General features: G+C 65.6%; 17 protein-coding genes. 6 read left to right on the forward strand and 11 right to left on the reverse strand.

All coding sequences use genetic code 11. The annotated features are described in order from the left end of the window. The first annotated feature begins 33 nt into the window (after window positions 1-33). On the forward strand, window positions 34-414 hold the full coding sequence (locus AC0J5K_RS07090; RefSeq protein WP_274565015.1) for a response regulator transcription factor: 381 nt from the start codon (window positions 34-36) through the stop codon (window positions 412-414). Here the strand turns inward: AC0J5K_RS07090 and AC0J5K_RS07095 are convergent. Both AC0J5K_RS07095 and AC0J5K_RS07100 read right to left on the reverse strand, forming a co-directional pair. Further along, window positions 378-1,373 (reverse strand): glutathione S-transferase family protein, encoded by a 996-nt coding sequence (locus AC0J5K_RS07095; RefSeq protein WP_274565013.1) that lies wholly within the window; start codon window positions 1,371-1,373, stop codon window positions 378-380. The genes AC0J5K_RS07090 and AC0J5K_RS07095 overlap by 37 nt on opposite strands. A gap of 138 nt (window positions 1,374-1,511) precedes the next feature. Continuing rightward, the gene (locus AC0J5K_RS07100) at window positions 1,512-2,690 is read right to left on the reverse strand and encodes a MalY/PatB family protein (RefSeq protein ID WP_274565011.1); all 1,179 of its coding nucleotides are present in this window, start codon (window positions 2,688-2,690) and stop codon (window positions 1,512-1,514) included. A gap of 98 nt (window positions 2,691-2,788) precedes the next feature. Here AC0J5K_RS07100 and queA point away from each other — a divergent pair, with 98 nt between their 5' ends. The 4 genes from queA to lpdA all read left to right on the forward strand — a co-directional run bounded on the left by queA (window position 2,789) and on the right by lpdA (window position 7,325). Next, the gene (gene queA / locus AC0J5K_RS07105; protein ID WP_274565010.1) at window positions 2,789-3,844 is read left to right on the forward strand and encodes a tRNA preQ1(34) S-adenosylmethionine ribosyltransferase-isomerase QueA; all 1,056 of its coding nucleotides are present in this window, start codon (window positions 2,789-2,791) and stop codon (window positions 3,842-3,844) included. Window positions 3,845-3,941: 97 nt separating this feature from the next. Next, window positions 3,942-5,198 carry an MFS transporter gene (locus tag AC0J5K_RS07110; protein WP_074836686.1) on the forward strand — a complete coding sequence of 419 codons (1,257 nt, stop codon included), beginning with the start codon at window positions 3,942-3,944 and terminating at the stop codon, window positions 5,196-5,198. Window positions 5,199-5,288: 90 nt separating this feature from the next. Continuing rightward, window positions 5,289-5,864 (forward strand): DUF924 family protein, encoded by a 576-nt coding sequence (locus tag AC0J5K_RS07115; RefSeq protein ID WP_048532035.1) that lies wholly within the window; start codon window positions 5,289-5,291, stop codon window positions 5,862-5,864. A gap of 66 nt (window positions 5,865-5,930) precedes the next feature. Continuing rightward, entirely contained in the window at window positions 5,931-7,325 is a 1,395-nt protein-coding gene (gene lpdA, locus AC0J5K_RS07120) for a dihydrolipoyl dehydrogenase (protein WP_274565007.1), read from the forward strand. 168 nt (window positions 7,326-7,493) lie between these two features. Here lpdA and gltA read toward each other — a convergent pair whose 3' ends face one another. Then, on the reverse strand, window positions 7,494-8,789 hold the full coding sequence (gene gltA, locus AC0J5K_RS07125; protein WP_048533809.1) for a citrate synthase: 1,296 nt from the start codon (window positions 8,787-8,789) through the stop codon (window positions 7,494-7,496). Between the two features lie 81 nt (window positions 8,790-8,870). Further along, window positions 8,871-10,286, reverse strand: coding sequence for a glutamate--tRNA ligase (gltX, locus tag AC0J5K_RS07130; protein WP_074836688.1), 1,416 nt, complete (start codon window positions 10,284-10,286; stop codon window positions 8,871-8,873). A gap of 83 nt (window positions 10,287-10,369) precedes the next feature. Here gltX and AC0J5K_RS07135 point away from each other — a divergent pair, with 83 nt between their 5' ends. After that, window positions 10,370-12,379: a ComEC/Rec2 family competence protein gene (locus tag AC0J5K_RS07135; protein ID WP_274565001.1), complete on the forward strand. Its 2,010-nt coding sequence runs from the start codon at window positions 10,370-10,372 to the stop codon at window positions 12,377-12,379. 3 nt (window positions 12,380-12,382) lie between these two features. Here AC0J5K_RS07135 and lexA read toward each other — a convergent pair whose 3' ends face one another. The 7 genes from lexA to AC0J5K_RS07170 all read right to left on the reverse strand — a co-directional run bounded on the left by lexA (window position 12,383) and on the right by AC0J5K_RS07170 (window position 17,907). Continuing rightward, window positions 12,383-13,084, reverse strand: a complete 702-nt coding sequence (gene lexA, locus AC0J5K_RS07140) for a transcriptional repressor LexA (protein ID WP_048532031.1) — start codon at window positions 13,082-13,084, stop codon at window positions 12,383-12,385. 128 nt (window positions 13,085-13,212) lie between these two features. Further along, a complete protein-coding gene (locus tag AC0J5K_RS07145; RefSeq protein WP_274564995.1) occupies window positions 13,213-14,391 on the reverse strand; it encodes a molybdopterin molybdotransferase MoeA in 1,179 nt (392 codons plus the stop codon). Next, window positions 14,388-14,864, reverse strand: coding sequence for a cyclic pyranopterin monophosphate synthase MoaC (gene moaC, locus AC0J5K_RS07150; RefSeq protein WP_274564993.1), 477 nt, complete (start codon window positions 14,862-14,864; stop codon window positions 14,388-14,390). The genes AC0J5K_RS07145 and moaC overlap by 4 nt, the downstream gene beginning before the upstream one ends. Next, entirely contained in the window at window positions 14,857-15,666 is an 810-nt protein-coding gene (trpC, locus tag AC0J5K_RS07155) for an indole-3-glycerol phosphate synthase TrpC (RefSeq protein WP_074836692.1), read from the reverse strand. Before trpC ends, moaC begins: the two co-directional genes overlap by 8 nt. Beyond that, the gene (locus tag AC0J5K_RS07160) at window positions 15,663-16,316 is read right to left on the reverse strand and encodes a uracil-DNA glycosylase (RefSeq protein WP_274564991.1); all 654 of its coding nucleotides are present in this window, start codon (window positions 16,314-16,316) and stop codon (window positions 15,663-15,665) included. Before AC0J5K_RS07160 ends, trpC begins: the two co-directional genes overlap by 4 nt. Beyond that, window positions 16,313-17,329, reverse strand: a complete 1,017-nt coding sequence (trpD, locus tag AC0J5K_RS07165) for an anthranilate phosphoribosyltransferase (protein ID WP_074836695.1) — start codon at window positions 17,327-17,329, stop codon at window positions 16,313-16,315. The genes AC0J5K_RS07160 and trpD overlap by 4 nt, the downstream gene beginning before the upstream one ends. Continuing rightward, window positions 17,326-17,907, reverse strand: a complete 582-nt coding sequence (locus AC0J5K_RS07170) for an anthranilate synthase component II (RefSeq protein WP_274564987.1) — start codon at window positions 17,905-17,907, stop codon at window positions 17,326-17,328. The genes trpD and AC0J5K_RS07170 overlap by 4 nt, the downstream gene beginning before the upstream one ends. Between the last annotated feature and the right edge of the window lie 81 nt (window positions 17,908-17,988).

The raw sequence follows: 17,988 nt of genomic DNA on the forward strand, positions 1-17,988 counted from the left end.
AGTTCAGGTCATGAGGTCATTGAGGTCAGGGACATGCACGTATTGATCGTCGAATCCAATCCGTCGCTGGGTCTCATATGGGCGCGTCATCTCGAGCGTTTCGGCGCTCGGGTGGTGCTCGTAGATGCGCCTCCGCCGGCGATTCAGGCGCTGACCGACACCGAATTCGAAGTGATCGTTCTCAACCTCGCGCTGGGTGACGGGGCGGCGCTGACCGTGGCCGATTTTGCCTCCTATCGCCAGCCCGAGGCACGGATCATCTTTGTCACCAACGCCGGCTTTTTCTCGGACGGGTCGATCTTTCAGTTCTTCGGCAATGCCGCCGCCATCGTGCCGTGCACGACGCCGCCAGAGGATCTGGCGGCGCTGGTCGAGCATCACGCCGCTTTCGGAACCGACAATTCGCGGCCATGAGGCGCGTTGAAATCGATGTCGGGCCCGATCGGCACGATCCGATGCGGATTGATGGTCTCGTGGCTGTAGTGGTAATGGCGTCGGATGTGATCGAAATTCACCGTCTCGGCCACGCCCGGCACCTGATAGAGTTCTCGGGTATAGGCCCAGAGATTGGGGTAATCGACGATCCGCGCGCGGTTGCATTTGAAATGGCCGTGATAGACGCGATCGAAACGCACCAGCGTGGTGAACAGCCGCCAGTCGGCCTCGGTCAACCGGTCTCCCATCAGATAGCGTTTGCCGCTCAGCCGGTCTTCCAGCCAGTCGAGCGTGTTGAACAGTGGCCGGACGGCCGTGTCATAAGCCTTTTGCTTGGTGGCGAAACCGGCCTTGTAGACGCCGTTGTTGACCGTGTCATAGACCCGGGCGTTGACCTCTTCGATCTCGTCGCGCAGCGCTTCGGGCCAGTAGTCGTCATGGTTGCCGGTGATTTCGTCGAAGGCGCTGTTGAACATGCGGATGATCTCGGCGCTTTCGTTGCTGACGATCGTCTTGCGCACCTTGTCCCAGAGAACAGGCACCGTCACCCGGCCCGAAACCTTGGGATCGGCCTTGAGATAGATGTCGCGCAGGTAGGGCAGCCCATAGAGCCGGTCGCCGGTGGCACCGGGATAGCCGGCGTCGAGCTCCCAGCCGTCCGACAGCATGTCGGGATGCACCACCGAAATGCTGATGAAATCCTCGAGCCCCTTGAGCTTGCGAAAGATCAGCGTGCGATGCGCCCAGGGGCAGGCAAGACTGACATAGAGGTGATACCGTCCGCATTCGGCCGGAAAGCCGCCATCGCCACTGGGGCCGGGCGCGCCGTATGCGGTGATCCAGTTGCGGAATTTCGCGGTCGAGCGTTCAAAGGCGCCGCCGGTTTTCTTGGTGTCATACCATTGGTCGTGCCATGTGCCGTCGATCAGAAGTCCCATGTCATCCTCCTTTGAGTTGACACAAGACATAGCTTGCATCGGCGCACAGAACACCGGAATTAACGCGCAAGACCTGCGCATTTCTGCACAGCTCTGGTGGGAACCCGGCGGTGGGCCGGGTAACCCCCGCGCCGCCACTTATTGAAGGTCGCCAAAGGCCTTTTGCAGCCGCTCCACCGCTTCGGCCACCCGGGCGCGGGGGGTGGCGAAATTGAACCGCAGGAAGGTCTCGCCGCCGGCGCCGAAGGTCGGCCCGTGGTTCACCGCGATGCGGGCGTGTTTCTCGACTCGGCGCAGCAGCTCTTCATGCTCCATGCCGGTGCCCTTGAAATCGGCCCAGGCCAGATAGGTCGCCTCGAGCGGCATGGAGGTGACGCCCGGCAACCCGTTCAGCCCCTCGTCCAGCAGCTTGCGGTTGCCGTCGAGATAGGCGACCAGCGCATCGACCCAGGCAGCGCCCTCGGGGCTGTAGGCCGCCTCGACCATGTGCATGCCAAAGGCATTGGTGGAAATCCCAAGGCCCCCCATGACGGCGGAATATCTCGCGCGCAGCCTGGCGTCGGGGATGATCGCATGGCCGGTGTGATGGCCGGCAAGGTTGAAGGTCTTGCTGGTGGCGCCCAGCACGATCAGCCTGTCGCGGGCCTCGGGCACCGCCACATCGGTGGGCAGGAAGTTGGCCCCGGGAAAGACGATGTCCTGGTGGATTTCGTCCGACACCAGGATCAGGTCATGGCGGCGGCAGAAATCGGCCACGCCGCGCAGCTCCTCCGCGCTCCAGACCCGACCGCCGGGATTGTGCGGCGAACACAGCAGCAGCACCTTTTCGCGCCCGGTCATCTGCGCATCCCAGGCGTCGAAATCCATTTCGTAGCGGCCATCGCGGTTGGCCAGCTCACATTGCACCGCCGTGCGGCCGGCGGCGCGGATGATCCGGCCAAAGGCGTGGTAGACCGGCGACATGACGACAATGCCGTCGCCCGGCTCGGAAAAGGCATGGATGCAGAGCGCCGCCCCGGTCACCACCCCCGGCGTATAGCGGATCCAGCTGTCCTCGATCTCCCAGTCGTGGCGGTTCTTCATCCACCAGACGACGGCGGCATTGGTGGCCGAGGCATCGCCGAAATAGCCATAGACACCATGGGCGGCGATTTCTTCCAGCTTGGCCTGCACCGCCTGCGGCGGGCGGAAATCCATGTCAGCCACCCACATCGGAATGCCGTCGTCGGGCGAGACGCCGTAGTGGCCCTCCATCGCATCCCATTTCGAGGAATGGGTTCCGCGGCGGTCGATGATCTCGTCGAAGTCGGGGGACATGGGCAAACTCCTGATATTTGCCGGGACGCTAGCAATTTGCTGCGGGGATGCAAGACCCGCCGATTGCCCCCGCAGGGAGGCTCGGCTAGAGGAAGCGCATGCAACTCTCCGATTTCGATTTCGACCTGCCGCAAGACCGCATCGCAACGCGCCCCGCGCGGCCCCGTTCCTCGGCCCGCCTGCTGGTGGCCGAGGGCGACGCCGTGACCGATGCCCATGTCTTCGACCTGCCGGATTGGTTGCGCCCCGGCGACCGGCTGGTGCTCAACGACACGCGGGTGATTCCGGCGCGGCTCTCGGGCAGCCGGCGGCGCGAGGGCGCCCAGGGGCCGACCGAGGCGCGCATCGGCGTGACCCTGCTCGAGCCGCAGGCAGACGGCACCTGGTCGGCGTTGATCAAGCCGCTCAAGAAGGTGGCCGATGGCGAGGTGATCCGCTTTTCCGACGCCCTGTCTGCGGTGATGGAGGCCCGGGCCGAAGGCCAGGGCCTGTTGCGCTTCAACCTCGAAGGCGAGGATTTCGATGCCGCGCTGGCCGAGGCCGGCGCCATGCCGCTGCCGCCTTACATCGAGGCGCTGCGCCCGGCCGACGCGCAGGACCGCGAGGATTACCAGACCGTCTGGGCGGCGCGCAAAGGGGCGGTGGCCGCGCCCACCGCCTCATTGCATTTCGACGCCGCGCTTCTGGCAGCGCTCGAGGCCCGAGGCATCGGCTTTACCAAGGTCACGCTGCATGTCGGTGCCGGCACCTTTCTGCCGGTCAAGGTCGAGGACGTGACCACCCACAAGATGCATGCCGAATGGGGCGAGGTCAGCAAAGAGGCCGCGGCCGAGATCGCGGGCACCAAGGCGGCGGGCGGCCGGGTGATCCCGGTCGGCACCACCGCCCTGCGGCTGATCGAGACGGCGGCCCGCGACACCGGCGCCATCCGGCCCTGGCAGGGAGAAACCGACATCTTCATCTATCCCGGTTTCGCCTTTCGTGTCACCGATGCGCTGATGACCAACTTCCACCTGCCGCGCTCGACCCTGATGATGCTGGTCGCCGCCCTGATGGGCCGCGACCGCATATTGCGCGTCTACGATCACGCCATCGCCAGCGGCTACCGATTTTTCTCCTATGGCGACGCCTCGCTCTTGATCCCGCAGAGGTAATCTGAGAGGCGTCAGGCCAAGCCCGCATCGAGTCGCTTTTGGGCCAGCGTTGACACCGAACTGGCGCTAGAGTGCCGGAAGTGAAAGGGATAAGCCCATGATGGCCGTGGTTTCAAACGCCTGGGCGTTGCTCCTTGGTATTATGCTCCTGATGGTTGGCAACGGCCTGCAAGGTACGCTGCTCGGTGTCCGGGGCGAGATCGAGGGCTTTACGACGCTCGAGATGTCGATCGTGATGTCGGCCTATTTCGTAGGCTTCCTAGGCGGGTCGCGCATGGCGCCCGAAATGATCCGCCGCGTCGGGCATGTGCGGGTCTTTGCCGCGCTGGGCTCGTTCATCTCGGCGGTGCTGATCCTCTATCCGGCACTGACCCATCCCATCGCCTGGACGCTGGGGCGGGTGATCATCGGCTTTTGCTTTTCCGGCGTCTATGTCACCGCCGAAAGCTGGCTCAACAATGCTGCCACCAATGAAACCCGGGGCCAGACGCTTTCGGCCTACATGATTGTCCAGATGGTGGGCATCGTCGCGGCGCAGGGGCTTCTGCTGGTGGCCGATCCTTCGGGCTATGCGCTCTTTGTCATCATCTCGGTGCTGGTTTCGGTGTCCTTTGCGCCGATCCTGTTGTCGATTTCGCCAACGCCGGCCTTCGACACCACCAAGCCGCTGAGCCTGCGCGAGCTTTACAGCATCTCGCCGCTGGGCTGTGTCGGCATGTTCCTGCTGGGTGGCGTGTTCTCGGCCCAGTTCGGCATGGCGGCGGTCTATGGCGCCGAGGCGGGGCTGACGCTGAGCCAGATTTCGATGTTCGTCGCGGCCTTCTACATCGGCGCGCTGGTGGTGCAATATCCGCTGGGCTGGCTGTCGGACCGGATGGACCGGCGGATGCTGATCCTTGCTGCGGCGCTGGTTTGCGGCCTGGGGGCCTTTCTCGGCGCGCTGACCGGCGGCTATTTCCCGGTGCTGCTGGTGGCCGCCTTCATGATCGGCGGCATGTCGAACCCGCTGTATTCGCTGCTCATGGCCTATACCAACGATTACCTTCAGGTCGAGGACATGGCCGCAGCCTCGGGCGGGATGATCTTCATCAATGGCGTCGGCGCCATTTCGGGCCCGCTGATCACCGGCTGGGCGATGGGGTTCTTTGGCCCGACCGGATATTTCCTCTATATCGGCTCGCTGATGATCCTGATGTCGGCCTATGCCGCCTATCGCGCCATGGTGCGGCCCTCGGTGCAGGTGGAAGAGACCACCTCTTACGCGCCGGTCGGCCCGTCGGCCACGATGGTCGCCGTCGAATTCGCGCAGGAATATGCCGTTGCCGAGGCCGAAGAGGATGAAAAGTCGGGATAAAGTGTTAACTCTGTCGCAAATTGTGATCACCATTTTAGCCAAACATTATGTAACGTGAATATAAGGGGGGTGAACGTGAGGAGACCAGAGATGGTAGCACCCGAGGATATTCTGGCCTTTTGGCTGGACGATATTGGACCCGAAGGCTGGTACGTGGCCGATGCCGCGCTTGACGCCAAGATCCGCGACAGATTTCTCGACGCCTGGACCGGCGCGATGGAGGGGCGATACGCGCTTTGGCTGACCTATCCCAGCGGCACCCTGGCCTATCTGATCCTGCTGGATCAATTCTCGCGCAACATGTTCCGGGGCGAGGCCAGGGCCTTCAGCTCGGACCGGGTGGCAATCGCCGCCGCCAAGAGCGCGATCGCCAAGGGCTATGACCTCAAGATCGACCCGCCGGCGCGGCAGTTCTTTTACCTGCCGCTGATGCATTCGGAAAACCTCTGCGATCAGGAGCGTTGCGTGCGGCTGATGGCCGAGCGGATGCCCGAGGCCGAGGGCAACCTGCTGCATGCCCGCGCTCACCGCGAGATCATCCGCAAATTCGGCCGTTTTCCCTATCGCAACGAGGCGCTGTCGCGGCGGGCCACCGCGCCCGAGCAGGCCTATCTTGCCGAAGGCGGCTATGGCGAGACCTTGCAGGAGCTGCAACAGGCGGTCTGAGCCATAGCGATTGAAGCTCCCCCGGCCATCGGCTAGCGTTTGCCGACATGAACGGGAGGGCGCAGAATGGCAGGCCAGAGCTTTGACATGATCGTAATCGGGGCAGGGCCGGGCGGCTATGTGGCCGCCATCCGGGGCGCCCAGCTTGGCCTCAGCGTGGCGATTGTCGAACGCGAGCACATGGGCGGCATCTGCCTGAACTGGGGCTGCATCCCGACCAAGGCGCTGCTGCGCTCTTCGGAGGTCTTCCATCTGATGCAGAACGCCGGCGCCTACGGGCTCAGGGCCGATGCGGTGGATTACGACCTCGACGCCGTTGTCAAACGCTCGCGCGGGGTGGCGAAACAGCTCAACGCCGGCGTCAGCCACCTGATGAAGAAGAACAAGGTCACCACCTTCATGGGGGCGGCGACACTGCCCGGCGCCGGCAAGGTCCGGGTCAAGACTGACAGCGGCACCGAAGAGCTGTCATCGAAGAACATCGTGCTCGCCACCGGTGCCCGCGCCCGCGAATTGCCCGGGCTCGAGGCCGACGGCGATCTGGTCTGGACCTACAAGCACGCGCTGGTGCCACCGCGCATGCCGAAAAAGCTTCTGGTCATCGGATCGGGCGCCATCGGCATAGAATTCGCCAGTTTCTACAATACCCTGGGCGCCGAGACGACGGTGGTCGAAGTACTCGACCGCATCCTGCCGGTGGAAGATGCCGAGATCTCGGCCTTCGCGAAGAAGGCCTTTGAGAAACAGGGCATGGTGATCCGTGAGGCATGCATGGTCAAACAGCTGGACCGCGGCAAGGGCAAGGTCACGGCGCATCTGGAGCAGGGCGGCAAGGTCACCAGGGAAGACTTCGACACGGTGATCTCGGCGGTGGGCATTGTAGGCAATACCGAAGGCCTGGGGCTCGAGGCGCTTGGCGTGAAGGTCGAGCGGGCCCATGTGGTGACCGACCGGCACTGCCGCACCGGCGTCGAGGGGCTTTATGCCATTGGCGATGTCGCCGGCGCGCCCTGGCTGGCGCACAAGGCCTCGCACGAGGGGGTCATGGTGGCCGAGCTTATCGCCGGCGGCGCCCCGCATGCGGTCGATCCCGATGCGATTGCCGGCTGCACCTATTGCCAGCCGCAGATCGCCTCGGTCGGGCTCACCGAGGCGCAGGCGAAAGAGGCCGGCCACGAGATCCGGATCGGCCGCTTTCCGTTTATCGGCAATGGCAAGGCCATCGCCCTGGGCGAGCCGGAAGGGCTGATCAAGACGGTGTTCGACGCCAAAACCGGCGCGCTGCTCGGCGCGCATATGGTGGGGGCCGAAGTGACCGAGCTGATCCAGGGCTATATCGTCGCCCGCCAGCTCGAGACCACGGAGGAAGATTTGATGCACACCGTCTTCCCGCATCCGACGCTGAGCGAGATGATGCACGAAAGCGTGCTGGATGCCTTTGACCGGGCGATCCACATGTAAGCGCCGCGCCCGCCGCCGCCGTGGAGCCGCGTACTTTGGAAAGAGAAGAAGCGGCAGGGTCTTCTTCTCTTTGGCAAATACGCAAGCCCGACCGCCAAGAGGTGCGCCGGTCACGAAAAAGGCGCCCCCGGTGACGGAGGCGCCCTTGAGCTGTCAGGACACTGCGGCTCAGCGCTTTTCGATATCCACGTAGTCGCGCGCGGTCTCGCCGAGGTAGAGCTGGCGCGGGCGGCCGATCTTGTTCTGCGGATCGGTCAGCATTTCCTTCCACTGGCTCACCCAGCCGACGGTGCGCGACAGCGCGAAGATCGGGGTGAACATCGAGGTCGGAAAGCCCATCGCCTCGAGGATGATGCCGGAGTAGAAATCGACATTCGGGAAGAGCTTTTTCTCGGCGAAGTAGGGATCGCTCAGCGCCGCTTCCTCGAGCGCCTTGGCGGTGGCCAGCACCGGGTTGTTCTCGACCCCCAGCAGATCAAGCACCTCGTCGGCGCTCTGCTTCATCACCGTCGCGCGCGGGTCGAAGTTCTTGTAGACCCGGTGGCCGAAGCCCATCAGGCGGAACGGATCGTTCTTGTCCTTGGCGCGGGCGATATACTCGGGGATGTTCTCGGGCGAACCGATTTCCTTGAGCATTTCCAGACAGGCCTGGTTGGCGCCGCCATGCGCGGGCCCCCAGAGGCAGGCGATGCCGGCCGCGATACAGGCAAAGGGGTTGGCGCCGGAGGAGGAGGCCAGCCGCACCGTCGAGGTCGAGGCATTCTGCTCGTGATCGGCGTGCAGGGTAAAGATCCGGTCCATCGCGCGGCTCAGGATCGGGTTGACCTCGTAATCCTCGGCCGGAACGCTGAAACACATGCGCAGGAAGTTCGACGCATAGTCCAGATCGTTGCGCGGATACACGAAGGGCTGGCCGGTGTGGTATTTGTAGGCCCAGGCCGCAATGGTCGGCATCTTGGCGATCAGCCGGATCGAGGCGACCTCGCGCTGCCAGGGATCGGAGATGTCGGTGCTGTCATGGTAGAAGGCCGACATTGCGCCGACCACACCCACCATGATCGCCATCGGATGGGCGTCACGGCGGAAACCGCGGAAGAAATACTGCATCTGTTCGTGCAGCATGGTGTGGTTGGTCACCCGGCTTTCGAAATCCTCGAGCTCGGTGGCGGTGGGCAGGTTGCCGTAGAGCAGCAGGAAGCAGACCTCGAGGTAATGCGATTTGCTGGCCAGCTGGTCGATCGGGTAGCCGCGGTGCAGCAGCACGCCCTCTTCGCCGTCGATATAGGTGATGGTCGAGTCGCAGGCCGCCGTCGAGGTGAAGCCCGGATCATAGGTGAAAACACCCGCCTGGCCGTAAAGCTTGCGGATGTCGAGCACGTCCGGCCCCACGGTCGGGCTGTGGATCGGGAGCTCATAGCTCTGATCGCCAATCGTGAGGTTCGCGGTCTTGTTGCTGTCTGCCATGGTCATCCCTTCGTCCTTGAGCCGCGCAATCCTGCCTCGGCAATCCATAAATCACGTGACGGTCAATCGGTTTGCAAAACCTCAACCGGCCTCAGTCGCGGCGTGGGTCAGTCGCAGAATAGTCTCGTCCTTGCCCAGTACCAGCATCATGTCAAAGACGCTGGGGGTCACCGCGCGCCCGGCCAGAGCGGCCCTGAGCGGGCCTGCCATCTTTCCGAATTTGATCCCGAGGGTCTCGCCAACCCGGGCTGTGACCGCCTCCAGCTCTTCCCGGGTCCAGCTAGCATTTTGCAACTGCGGCGTCAATCTGTCCAGTATACCACGGGATACATCGTCCAGGTTCTTGGCCGCCTTGGCATCCGGTTCGATCGGGGTGCTTGTCAGGGCAAAGTGTGCCTTTTCAAGCAGTTCCGGGAATGTCTTCGCGCGCTCCTTGAGGCAGTACATGGCGCTCAGCATTTTTGCCCGCTGCGCTTCGGTCAGGGGCGGTTGGCCGCTCACGGCGAGATAGGCCTGCACTTCTTGCAGCAGCGCAGCATCATCGGCGACGGCGATATGCTGGCCGCAGAGATTTTCCAGCTTCTTGAAATCGAACCGGGCGGGGGATTTGCCGATCCCGTCGAGGCCGAACCACTCGATGGCCTGGCCGTCGGTAAAGAACTCGTCGTCGCCATGGCTCCAGCCCAGCCGCGCCAGATAGTTGCGCATGCCGGCCGCCGGGTAGCCCATCGCCTGATACTCCTCGACCCCGAGCGCGCCGTGGCGTTTCGAGAGCTTCTTGCCGTCGGGCCCGTGGATCAGCGGAATATGCGCCCAGACCGGCACATCCCAGCCCATCGCCTGATAGATCATCATCTGCCGGGCGGCATTGTTGAGGTGGTCGTCGCCGCGGATCGCATGGGTCACCCCCATGTCGTGATCGTCGACCACCACCGCCAGCATGTAGACCGGCGTGCCGTCAGAGCGCAGCAGCACCATGTCGTCGAGCTGGTCGTTGCGGATCGTCACATCGCCCTGCACCGCGTCGCGGATCACCGTCGCGCCGTCGAGCGGCGCCTTGATGCGCACCACGAAAGGCGCCTCGGGATGGGATGCCGGGTCGGCGTCGCGCCAGGGCGAGCGGAACAGGGTGGAGGTGCCCCGGGCCTTGGCAGCCTCGCGGAAGGCGGCGATCTCTTCCTGGCTCGAGAAGCACTTGTAGGCCTTGCCGTCGGCGAGCAACTGATGCGCCACCTCGGCATGGCGGTCGGCGCGGGCGTGCTGGCTGATCACCTCGCCATCGTGATCGAGGCCCAGCCAGTCGAGACCGCGCAGGATCGCATCGGTGGCTTCCGGGGTCGAACGCGCGCGGTCGGTGTCTTCGATGCGCAGCAGAAACTTGCCGCCACGGCCGCGGGCGAACAGCCAGTTGAACAGCGCGGTGCGCGCGCCGCCGATGTGAAGGAAACCTGTGGGCGAGGGGGCGAAACGGGTCACCACCTGAGAGACGTCGGACATGGGGGCCGTTAACCTTTCGATAACCATGGCGGGATAGCTTGAGGCCTGATTACCCTCCGCAGCGGGCGGGAACAAGCATGTGGATGTGGCAGGCAATCGGTCAGGGGATCCTCGGTCAGCGGGGCGCGCTGATGCCATGGTCGCCGGTGATGCTTGCTCTGGGCATTGGGGGGTACTTTGCGCTTCGCCAGGAGCCGCCGGTCTGGGCGCTGATCGCGCTTGCCGGCTGCGCCGTGGTGGCGTTCCTGGTTGCCTGGAAGGCCGGGCCACTGCTCGGGCCCGGCCTTCTTGCTGCCGGTCTGGTTGCGGCCGGGGTGGCGCTTGCCGGCGCCCGGGCACAGGCGGTGGCCGCGCCGGTTCTGGATTTTCGCTACTATGGCCCGATCGAGGGCCGTGTTGTCGGCATGGACCGGTCGGCCTCGGGCGCTTTGCGGCTGACGCTGGACCGGGTGCGGCTGCATCGGGTGCGCGAGGTGCCGGCCCGGGTGCGTATCTCCTTGCACGGGCCGCCGGGGGCGGTGCCGCGCCCCGGCCTGCGGGTGATGACCACCGGCCATCTGTCGCCGCCCCAGGGCCCGGTCGAACCCGGCGGTTTCGACTTTCGCCGCCACGCCTGGTTTCTCGGGGTCGGTGCGGTGGGCTATGCCCGGGTGCCGCTGGTGGTGAGCGCACAGCCCGATGGCGGGCAACCGGTCTTTGCCCTGCGCATGCGCCTGTCGCGGGCGGTTCAGGCGGCGTTGCCCGGAGAGGTCGGGGCCTTTGCCGCCGCCATCACCACCGGCGACCGGTCCGGCATGGGCGAAGCGACCAAGCAGGCGCTGCGTGACACCAACCTTGCGCATCTGCTGGCGATCTCGGGGCTGCACATGGGGTTGTTGGCCAGTTTCGTCTTTGGCGCCGTGCGGCTGGCGCTGGCGGCGGTGCCGGTGGTGGCGTTGCGGGTGCCGGGGCGCAAGATCGCGGCCCTTGCCGCGCTTGTTGCGGCGGCGGGCTATCTGGCGCTGTCGGGTGGCAACGTGGCGACGGAACGCGCCTTTGTCATGGTTGCCGTGGCCCTGACGGCCGTGCTGTTCGACCGCCGCGCGATCAGCCTGCGCGCGGTGGCGGTTGCGGCGATGATCGTGCTGATCCTGCGGCCCGAGGCCCTGCTGGGCCCGGGATTCCAGATGTCCTTTGCCGCGACAACGGCGCTGGTGGCGGTGTTTTCGCGGCTGCGCGGCGCGCCGCAGATGATGCCGCGCTGGCTCTGGCCGTTGGTGGCGGTCATGCTGTCCTCGGCGGTGGCGGGGCTGGCCACCGCGCCGGTCGCGGCGGCGCATTTCAACCGGATCGCGCAATGGGGGCTGTTGGCCAATCTCGCGACCGTGCCGCTGATGGGCCTCGTCGTGATGCCGGCCGCGGTGGTGGCGGCCTGCCTAGCGCCGTTCGGTCTCGAGGCGCCGGCGCTCTGGTTTCTGGGGCGCGGCCTGGCCTGGGTTCTGACCGTGGCGCACGAGGTCGCCGGATGGGATGGCGCGCTGCGGCATGTGGTGGCGCCGGGCGCTCTGGTTTTGCCGCTGATGGCCCTGGGCGGGCTGTTTTCCATGCTCTGGCGCGGCCGGGTCGCCATGCTGGGCGCGGGGCCGGTTCTCGCGGCTCTGGCGCTCTGGTCCACCGCGGAAAGGCCGGCGATCTTGATCGCCGAATCCGGCGGTCTGGTCGGCCTCACCGGCGAGAGCGGCCGGGCGTTGAGCCGCGCGCGCGGCTCCGGCTTCGTCGCCCGGGTCTGGCTCGAGAACGATGGCGACGGTGCCGATCAGGCCGGCGCTGCCCTGCGCTGGCCAGAGGTCGACGGCGGCCTGGCCTCTGCGCCGATGCCGGGCGGCGGCACGCTCTGGCATGTCGCGGGCCAGCGAGGGCGGGCATCCTTTCCCGGCTGTCGCTCCTCCGACCTGGCGGTCTTCAACACCCCCGGGCCGCATCCGGGCGCCTGCCTTGCCTTCACTCCTGAAACGCTGCGCCAAAGCGGCGCCCTGGCTGTCACCTTCTCGGAGGGCGCGCCGCAGGTCCGCACCGTCGCGGATCAGAGCGGGCGACGGCTCTGGACGCCGTAAGGCTCAGTAAGTGCGGATCAGCCCGACCAGCCGGCCCTGCACCTGAACCATGTCCTCGCGCACGATGCGGGTCTCGTAAGCGGGATTCGCGGCCTCCAGCGCGATGGCCCCGCCACCGGCGCGGCGAAACCGTTTCAAGGTGGCCTCCTGACCTTCGATCAGGGCCACCACGATATCGCCATTGTCGGCCACGTCGGTTTCGCGGATCACCACGACATCGCCATCGTTGATCCCGGCGTCGATCATCGAATCGCCTTTGACTTCAAGCGCATAATGATCCGAGCCATGGCGCAGCATCTGCCCGGGAACGGCCACGGCATGCGAGGCATGGCTGATCGCCTCGATCGGGACGCCGGCGGCGATCTGCCCCATGACCGGCAGTTCCGCCACATGCATCGGCGCGCCCTGCGGATCGCGTGGGCCGGTGCCGCCGCCATCGATGACCCGCGGCTGAAAGGCCTGCGTCGCCGCAGTCGGCGCGCCGCCAAGGGATTCCGGCAGTTTCACGATCTCGAGCGCGCGCGCCTTGTGGGCGAGGCGACGGATGAATCCGCGTTCTTCCAGCGCTGTGATCAGCCGATGGATGCCCGATTTCGATCGCAGGTCGAGCGCCTCTTTCATCTCGTCAAACGAGGGCGGAACACCGTCAGTCTGGATGCGCTTGTTAATGAAATCGAGCAAATCGAGTTGCTTTTTCGTTAACATGGTATTCGCCCTTCGGAATTTATTGATTTGGGTTTTGTTCTACGCATGTTCCCGTTTTGTGTCAATGGGCCCTGTGGATAACATGTTTAGAATGCGCCCGAGAATGCCGGTGGGCGATTAAGAATTCTTTAACTTTGCAGTGAAATATACTCGGCCATCTCACCGGCCTTGCGAGCGCCGTCGCGGGGCGGGCGGACAAGCAGGGCATCGGCCCGCGACAGCACGTGCAGCAGGGCGGAATCCTGTGCGGCGAAGGGCAGAATGCCCTGCGGGGTCAGGGTTGCGCGCATGTAATGCTCGCGGGGGCCGTTGGAGGCGATATCGGCGGCCAGCGGCGCCGTGATGCGCGGTGCGGGCGCCGCCGCGAGGCCGGTCATTGCGCGGATGACCGGCGCCAGAAAGACATGGCCACAGACCATGGCCGACACCGGATTGCCGGGCAGGCCCAGCATCATGGCGTCGCCGAGGCGACCGGCCATCAGCGGCTTGCCCGGGCGCATGGCGACCTTGTAGAACGCGCGCTCCATGCCGCGTTCGGAGGTGACATCCGCGACCAGATCATGATCGCCGACGCTGGCGCCGCCGATGGTGACGACAAGATCGGCCCCGGCCGCCAGATCGAAGGCGGTGGCCAGGGAGGCTCTGGTGTCGCGGGCGATTGGCAACAGGCGCGGCGCGGCACCGAGATTGCGCAGCAGTGCATGCAGACCGAAGGTGTTCGAGGCGATTATCTGGTCCGGGCCGGGGTGTTCGCCCGGCATGACAAGCTCGTCGCCGGTCGAGATGAGGGCGACGGACGGCCGTCGGGCCACAGTGACGCTTGCGACGTTCATCGACGCCAGGAGCGCGATGTCTTCCGGGCTCAGGCGCCGGGGCGCCGGGACCCGGTCACCGGCATGAAAATCTCCGGCGGCGGGGCGGATGTTGGTTGCCTCGCCGAGCCCTTGCCCGAGCGTGATGACATCGCCGTCGCGGTGCACATCCTCCTGGATCACCACGCAATCGGCCCCGGGTGGCACCGGAGCGCCGGTGAAGATGCGCACGGCCTGACCGGCGCGGACCTCACCGTCGTAGCGATGGCCCGCGGCGGCTTCGCCGACCACCTCGAACCGGGCCCCGGGCGTCGCTTCGGCTCCGATCACCGCGTAGCCGTCCATGGCAGACGCCGCGAAAGGCGGCTGATCTCGGGTCGAGATGGCATTGCGGGCAAGCACCCGGCCGGCGGCCTCGCGCAGCGGCACCTCTTCGCCGGGCAGGCGCCGGGTCAGCGCGAAGAGGTGATCAAGCGCCTGCGAAACCGATATCATGTCGCCTCGTAACGCCCTGATTTACCGCCGTCTTTCAGTTTCACCCGAATGCCGCCGATCTCCATGGCCCGGTCCACGGCCTTGGCCATGTCATACACCGTCAGCGCGGTGACCGAGACGGCGGTCAGCGCCTCCATCTCGACGCCGGTCTGCCCGGTTGTCTTGACCGTGGCGCTGAGCCGCAATCCGGGCAAATCGGCATCGGGCGTCAGATCGACAGAGACTTTGGTAATCGGCAGCGGGTGGCACAGCGGAACGAGGCTCGATGTCTGCTTGGCCCCCATGATCCCCGCGAGCCGCGCGACGGAGATGACATCCCCCTTCTTGGCACGACCTTCCGTAATGATATCAAAAGTTTCCCGCGCCATCTTGATGTAGCCCTCGGCGGTGGCAATGCGCGCGGTCACCGCCTTGTCCGAGACATCCACCATATGGGCGTCGCCCTTGGCATCGAAATGCGTGAGATCAGCCATTGGCGGGCACCGGGTCGGCCAGAAGGCTGCGGGTGGCGGCGGCGACATCGGCCTGACGCATCAGGCTCTCGCCGATGAGGAAAGTGCGCGCGCCGTGGCGGGCCATGTCGGCCAGATCGGCGGGGCCGGTCAATCCGCTTTCCGAAATCAGCAGCTTGCCCTCGGGCACCCGTCTGGAAAGTTCACGCGTCGTCTCAAGAGTGGTTTCGAAGGTTTTGAGATTGCGATTGTTTACGCCCAGAAGGGGCGACTTCAAGGCCAGCGCGCGGTCAAGTTCTTCGCCATCATGCACCTCGACCAGAACATCCATGTGCCAGGAAAAGGCCGCGTCCTCGAGCTCTTGCGCCTGGGCGTCGGAGACGCTGGCCATGATGATCAGGATGCAATCGGCCCCCAGCGCGCGCGCCTCCGCAACCTGATAGGTGTCGTACATGAAATCTTTACGAAGTGCCGGCAGGCTGGTGGCATTGCGGGCTTCGGTGAGGAAGCTTTTGGCGCCTTGAAAGGAGGGAGTATCAGTCAACACGGAAAGACAGGTAGCACCGCCGGTCTCATAGGCCCGGGCCAGTTGGGCCGGATCGAAATCGGCGCGGATCAACCCTTTGGAGGGCGAGGCCTTCTTGACCTCGGCGATCAGCCCATAGGCCTCGCGCGAGGCACGGCGCAGGGCCTCGGCAAAGCCGCGGGTGGGGCCCGCGGCGCGGGCGGCCTCTTCGACGGCAGAGCGCGGGGTCGCGGCCTTGTCGGCGGCAATCTCTTCGAGCTTGTAGGCCTTGATCTTGTCGAGAACGGTCTGGGTCATCTGCCTGTCCAGTCTATCGCGGGGTCACCTTGCTTCTTAAGCCAGTCGTTGACGCGACTAAAGGGTCGCGAACCGAAAAATCCGCGCCGTGCCGAAAGCGGTGAAGGATGGGCGGTTTCGATCCGCAGGTGATCGGGATGGGTGAGCCGCGTCCCCAGCTTCTGCGCCGGTTTGCCCCAGAGCAGCAGCGCGCGGGGCGCGAGGTCGAGCTCGGCGAGGATATCGGCGGTCAGACCGGACCAGCCGAGCTTGAGATGGCCGCCGGCCTCGCCGGAGGGCACGGTGAGCGCGGTGTTGAGCAGCAGGACACCCTGATCGGCCCAGAATCGCAGGTCGCCGGTGGCGGGGCTTTGGCCGAGGTCTTCGGTCATCTCGGCGTAGATGTTGCGCAGCGAGCGGGGCAGCGGCGCTACCTCGGGCGCGACCGAAAAGGCGAGGCCATGGGCGTGACCGGGGGTCGGATAGGGATCCTGCCCGAGGATCAGCACGCGGACATCCTCGGGCGCGCAGGCCTCGAGCGCGGCAAAGGTCTGCGGCGCCGGCGGCAGGATCTCGCGCGTTTCGGCGGTCAGGGCGGCGTCGAGCGCCGGCCAGGTCTCGGCAAAAAACGGCAGATGCGCCCAGGCGGCCGGGACGGTGCGGGCGCTCATGCGGCGCGGGTGGCCTGGGCCAGGGCGATGATGCGCGCCTTGGCCGCGCCGCTGTCGATCGATTGTGCCGCCAGTTCGACGCCGGCCTTCAGATCGGCGGCCTTGTCGGCCACCACAAGCGCCGCGGCGGCATTGAGCAGAACCGCGTCGCGATAGGCCGAGGTCTCGCCGTCGAGCAGGGCGGCGAAGGCGCGGCCGTTTTCCGCCGGCGTGCCGCCGAGGATCGCCTCGAAGGGATGTTCCGGCAGGCCGGCCTCCTCGGGGTGGATTTCGCGGTCGGTCACGCGGCCGTTCTCCAGCGCGGCAACCCAGCTGACGCCGGCGATCGACAGCTCGTCGGTGCCGTCGGAGCCATGCACCAGCCAGGCGCGCTCGGACCCCAGTGTCAGCAGGGTTTCCGCCATCGGCCGGATCAGATCGCGGGAAAAGGCGCCGGTGAGCTGGCGTTTGACGCCGGCCGGATTGGTCAGCGGGCCGAGGATGTTGAAGATCGTGCGGGTGCCCAGCTCTTGCCGCGTCGGCATGACATGGGCGATCGCCGGGTGGTGCAGCGGCGCCATCATGAAGCAGATGCCGGTTTCGGCCAGCGCCCGTTCGGCCACCTCGGGCCCGACCATGACGTTCACGCCCATCTGGGTCAGCGCATCGGCGGCGCCGGATTTGGACGAGAGGTTGCGGTTGCCATGCTTGGCCACCGGCACCCCGGCACCGGCCACCACAAAGGCGGTGGCAGTGGAGATATTGAGCGTGCCCTTGCCATCGCCGCCGGTTCCGACGATGTCCATCGCGCCCTCGGGCGCCTTCACCGGATTGCATTTGCCGCGCATCACCGCCGCGGCGGCGGCATATTCCTCGACCGTTTCGCCGCGCGTGCGCAGCGCCATCAGCAGCCCGCCGATCTGGCTCGGCGTGGCCTCGCCTTCGAACAGGATGTCAAAGGCGGTTTCGGCCTCCTGGCGGCTCAGCGGCCGGTCGGCGGCGGCACCGATCAGCGGCTTCAGTTTCTCGCTCATGCCGGCACCTTCAGCAGATCGGTGAAATTCCTGAGCAGCGCGCGGCCATGCTCCGAGCGGATCGATTCCGGGTGGAACTGGACGCCGTGGATCGGCAGATCGCGGTGTTGCAGCCCCATGATGGTGCCATCCTCGAGCTCGGCGGTGATCTCGAGACAGTCGGGCAGGCTTTCGCGCGCGACCACCAGAGAATGATAGCGGGTGGCGTCGAACGGCGAAGGCAGGCCGGCAAAGACCCCCTTGGCGGTGTGATGCATCCGCCCCATCTTGCCATGCACGATCTCGTGGCAGCGCACCACCTTGCCGCCAAAGGCCTGGCCGATCGCCTGGTGGCCGAGGCAGACGCCCATCAGCGGAATGCCGGTCTCGGCCGCGGCCTCGACCAGCGCCAGGCAGATGCCGGCCTGATCGGGATCGCAGGGCCCCGGCGACAGCAGGATGCCGGCGGGGTTGAGCGCCATCGCCTCCTGCACATCGAGCGCGTCGTTGCGATGCACCTGAACGTCGGTGCCCAGCTCGCCGAGGTAATGGACCAGGTTATAGGTGAAACTGTCGTAGTTATCGATGAGCAGCAGCATGGGATGAACTTTGCCGTTAGGGGCTGGGAAGGGGGGCCTTCACCGCAGTATAAGGATCGGGGTATACATGTTCAGGCTTGG

The organism is Marinovum sp. E3, assembly GCF_055755275.1.

Coding starts and splice junctions, on each gene's coding strand:
- AC0J5K_RS07090 (WP_274565015.1), top strand. CDS start 34: ATGCACGTATTGATCGTCGAATCCAATCCGTCGCTGGGTCTCATATGG.
- AC0J5K_RS07095 (WP_274565013.1), bottom strand. CDS start 1,373: ATGGGACTTCTGATCGACGGCACATGGCACGACCAATGGTATGACACC.
- AC0J5K_RS07100 (WP_274565011.1), bottom strand. CDS start 2,690: ATGTCCCCCGACTTCGACGAGATCATCGACCGCCGCGGAACCCATTCC.
- queA (WP_274565010.1), top strand. CDS start 2,789: ATGCAACTCTCCGATTTCGATTTCGACCTGCCGCAAGACCGCATCGCA.
- AC0J5K_RS07110 (WP_074836686.1), top strand. CDS start 3,942: ATGATGGCCGTGGTTTCAAACGCCTGGGCGTTGCTCCTTGGTATTATG.
- AC0J5K_RS07115 (WP_048532035.1), top strand. CDS start 5,289: ATGGTAGCACCCGAGGATATTCTGGCCTTTTGGCTGGACGATATTGGA.
- lpdA (WP_274565007.1), top strand. CDS start 5,931: ATGGCAGGCCAGAGCTTTGACATGATCGTAATCGGGGCAGGGCCGGGC.
- gltA (WP_048533809.1), bottom strand. CDS start 8,789: ATGGCAGACAGCAACAAGACCGCGAACCTCACGATTGGCGATCAGAGC.
- gltX (WP_074836688.1), bottom strand. CDS start 10,286: ATGTCCGACGTCTCTCAGGTGGTGACCCGTTTCGCCCCCTCGCCCACA.
- AC0J5K_RS07135 (WP_274565001.1), top strand. CDS start 10,370: ATGTGGCAGGCAATCGGTCAGGGGATCCTCGGTCAGCGGGGCGCGCTG.
- lexA (WP_048532031.1), bottom strand. CDS start 13,084: ATGTTAACGAAAAAGCAACTCGATTTGCTCGATTTCATTAACAAGCGC.
- AC0J5K_RS07145 (WP_274564995.1), bottom strand. CDS start 14,391: ATGATATCGGTTTCGCAGGCGCTTGATCACCTCTTCGCGCTGACCCGG.
- moaC (WP_274564993.1), bottom strand. CDS start 14,864: ATGGCTGATCTCACGCATTTCGATGCCAAGGGCGACGCCCATATGGTG.
- trpC (WP_074836692.1), bottom strand. CDS start 15,666: ATGACCCAGACCGTTCTCGACAAGATCAAGGCCTACAAGCTCGAAGAG.
- AC0J5K_RS07160 (WP_274564991.1), bottom strand. CDS start 16,316: ATGAGCGCCCGCACCGTCCCGGCCGCCTGGGCGCATCTGCCGTTTTTT.
- trpD (WP_074836695.1), bottom strand. CDS start 17,329: ATGAGCGAGAAACTGAAGCCGCTGATCGGTGCCGCCGCCGACCGGCCG.
- AC0J5K_RS07170 (WP_274564987.1), bottom strand. CDS start 17,907: ATGCTGCTGCTCATCGATAACTACGACAGTTTCACCTATAACCTGGTC.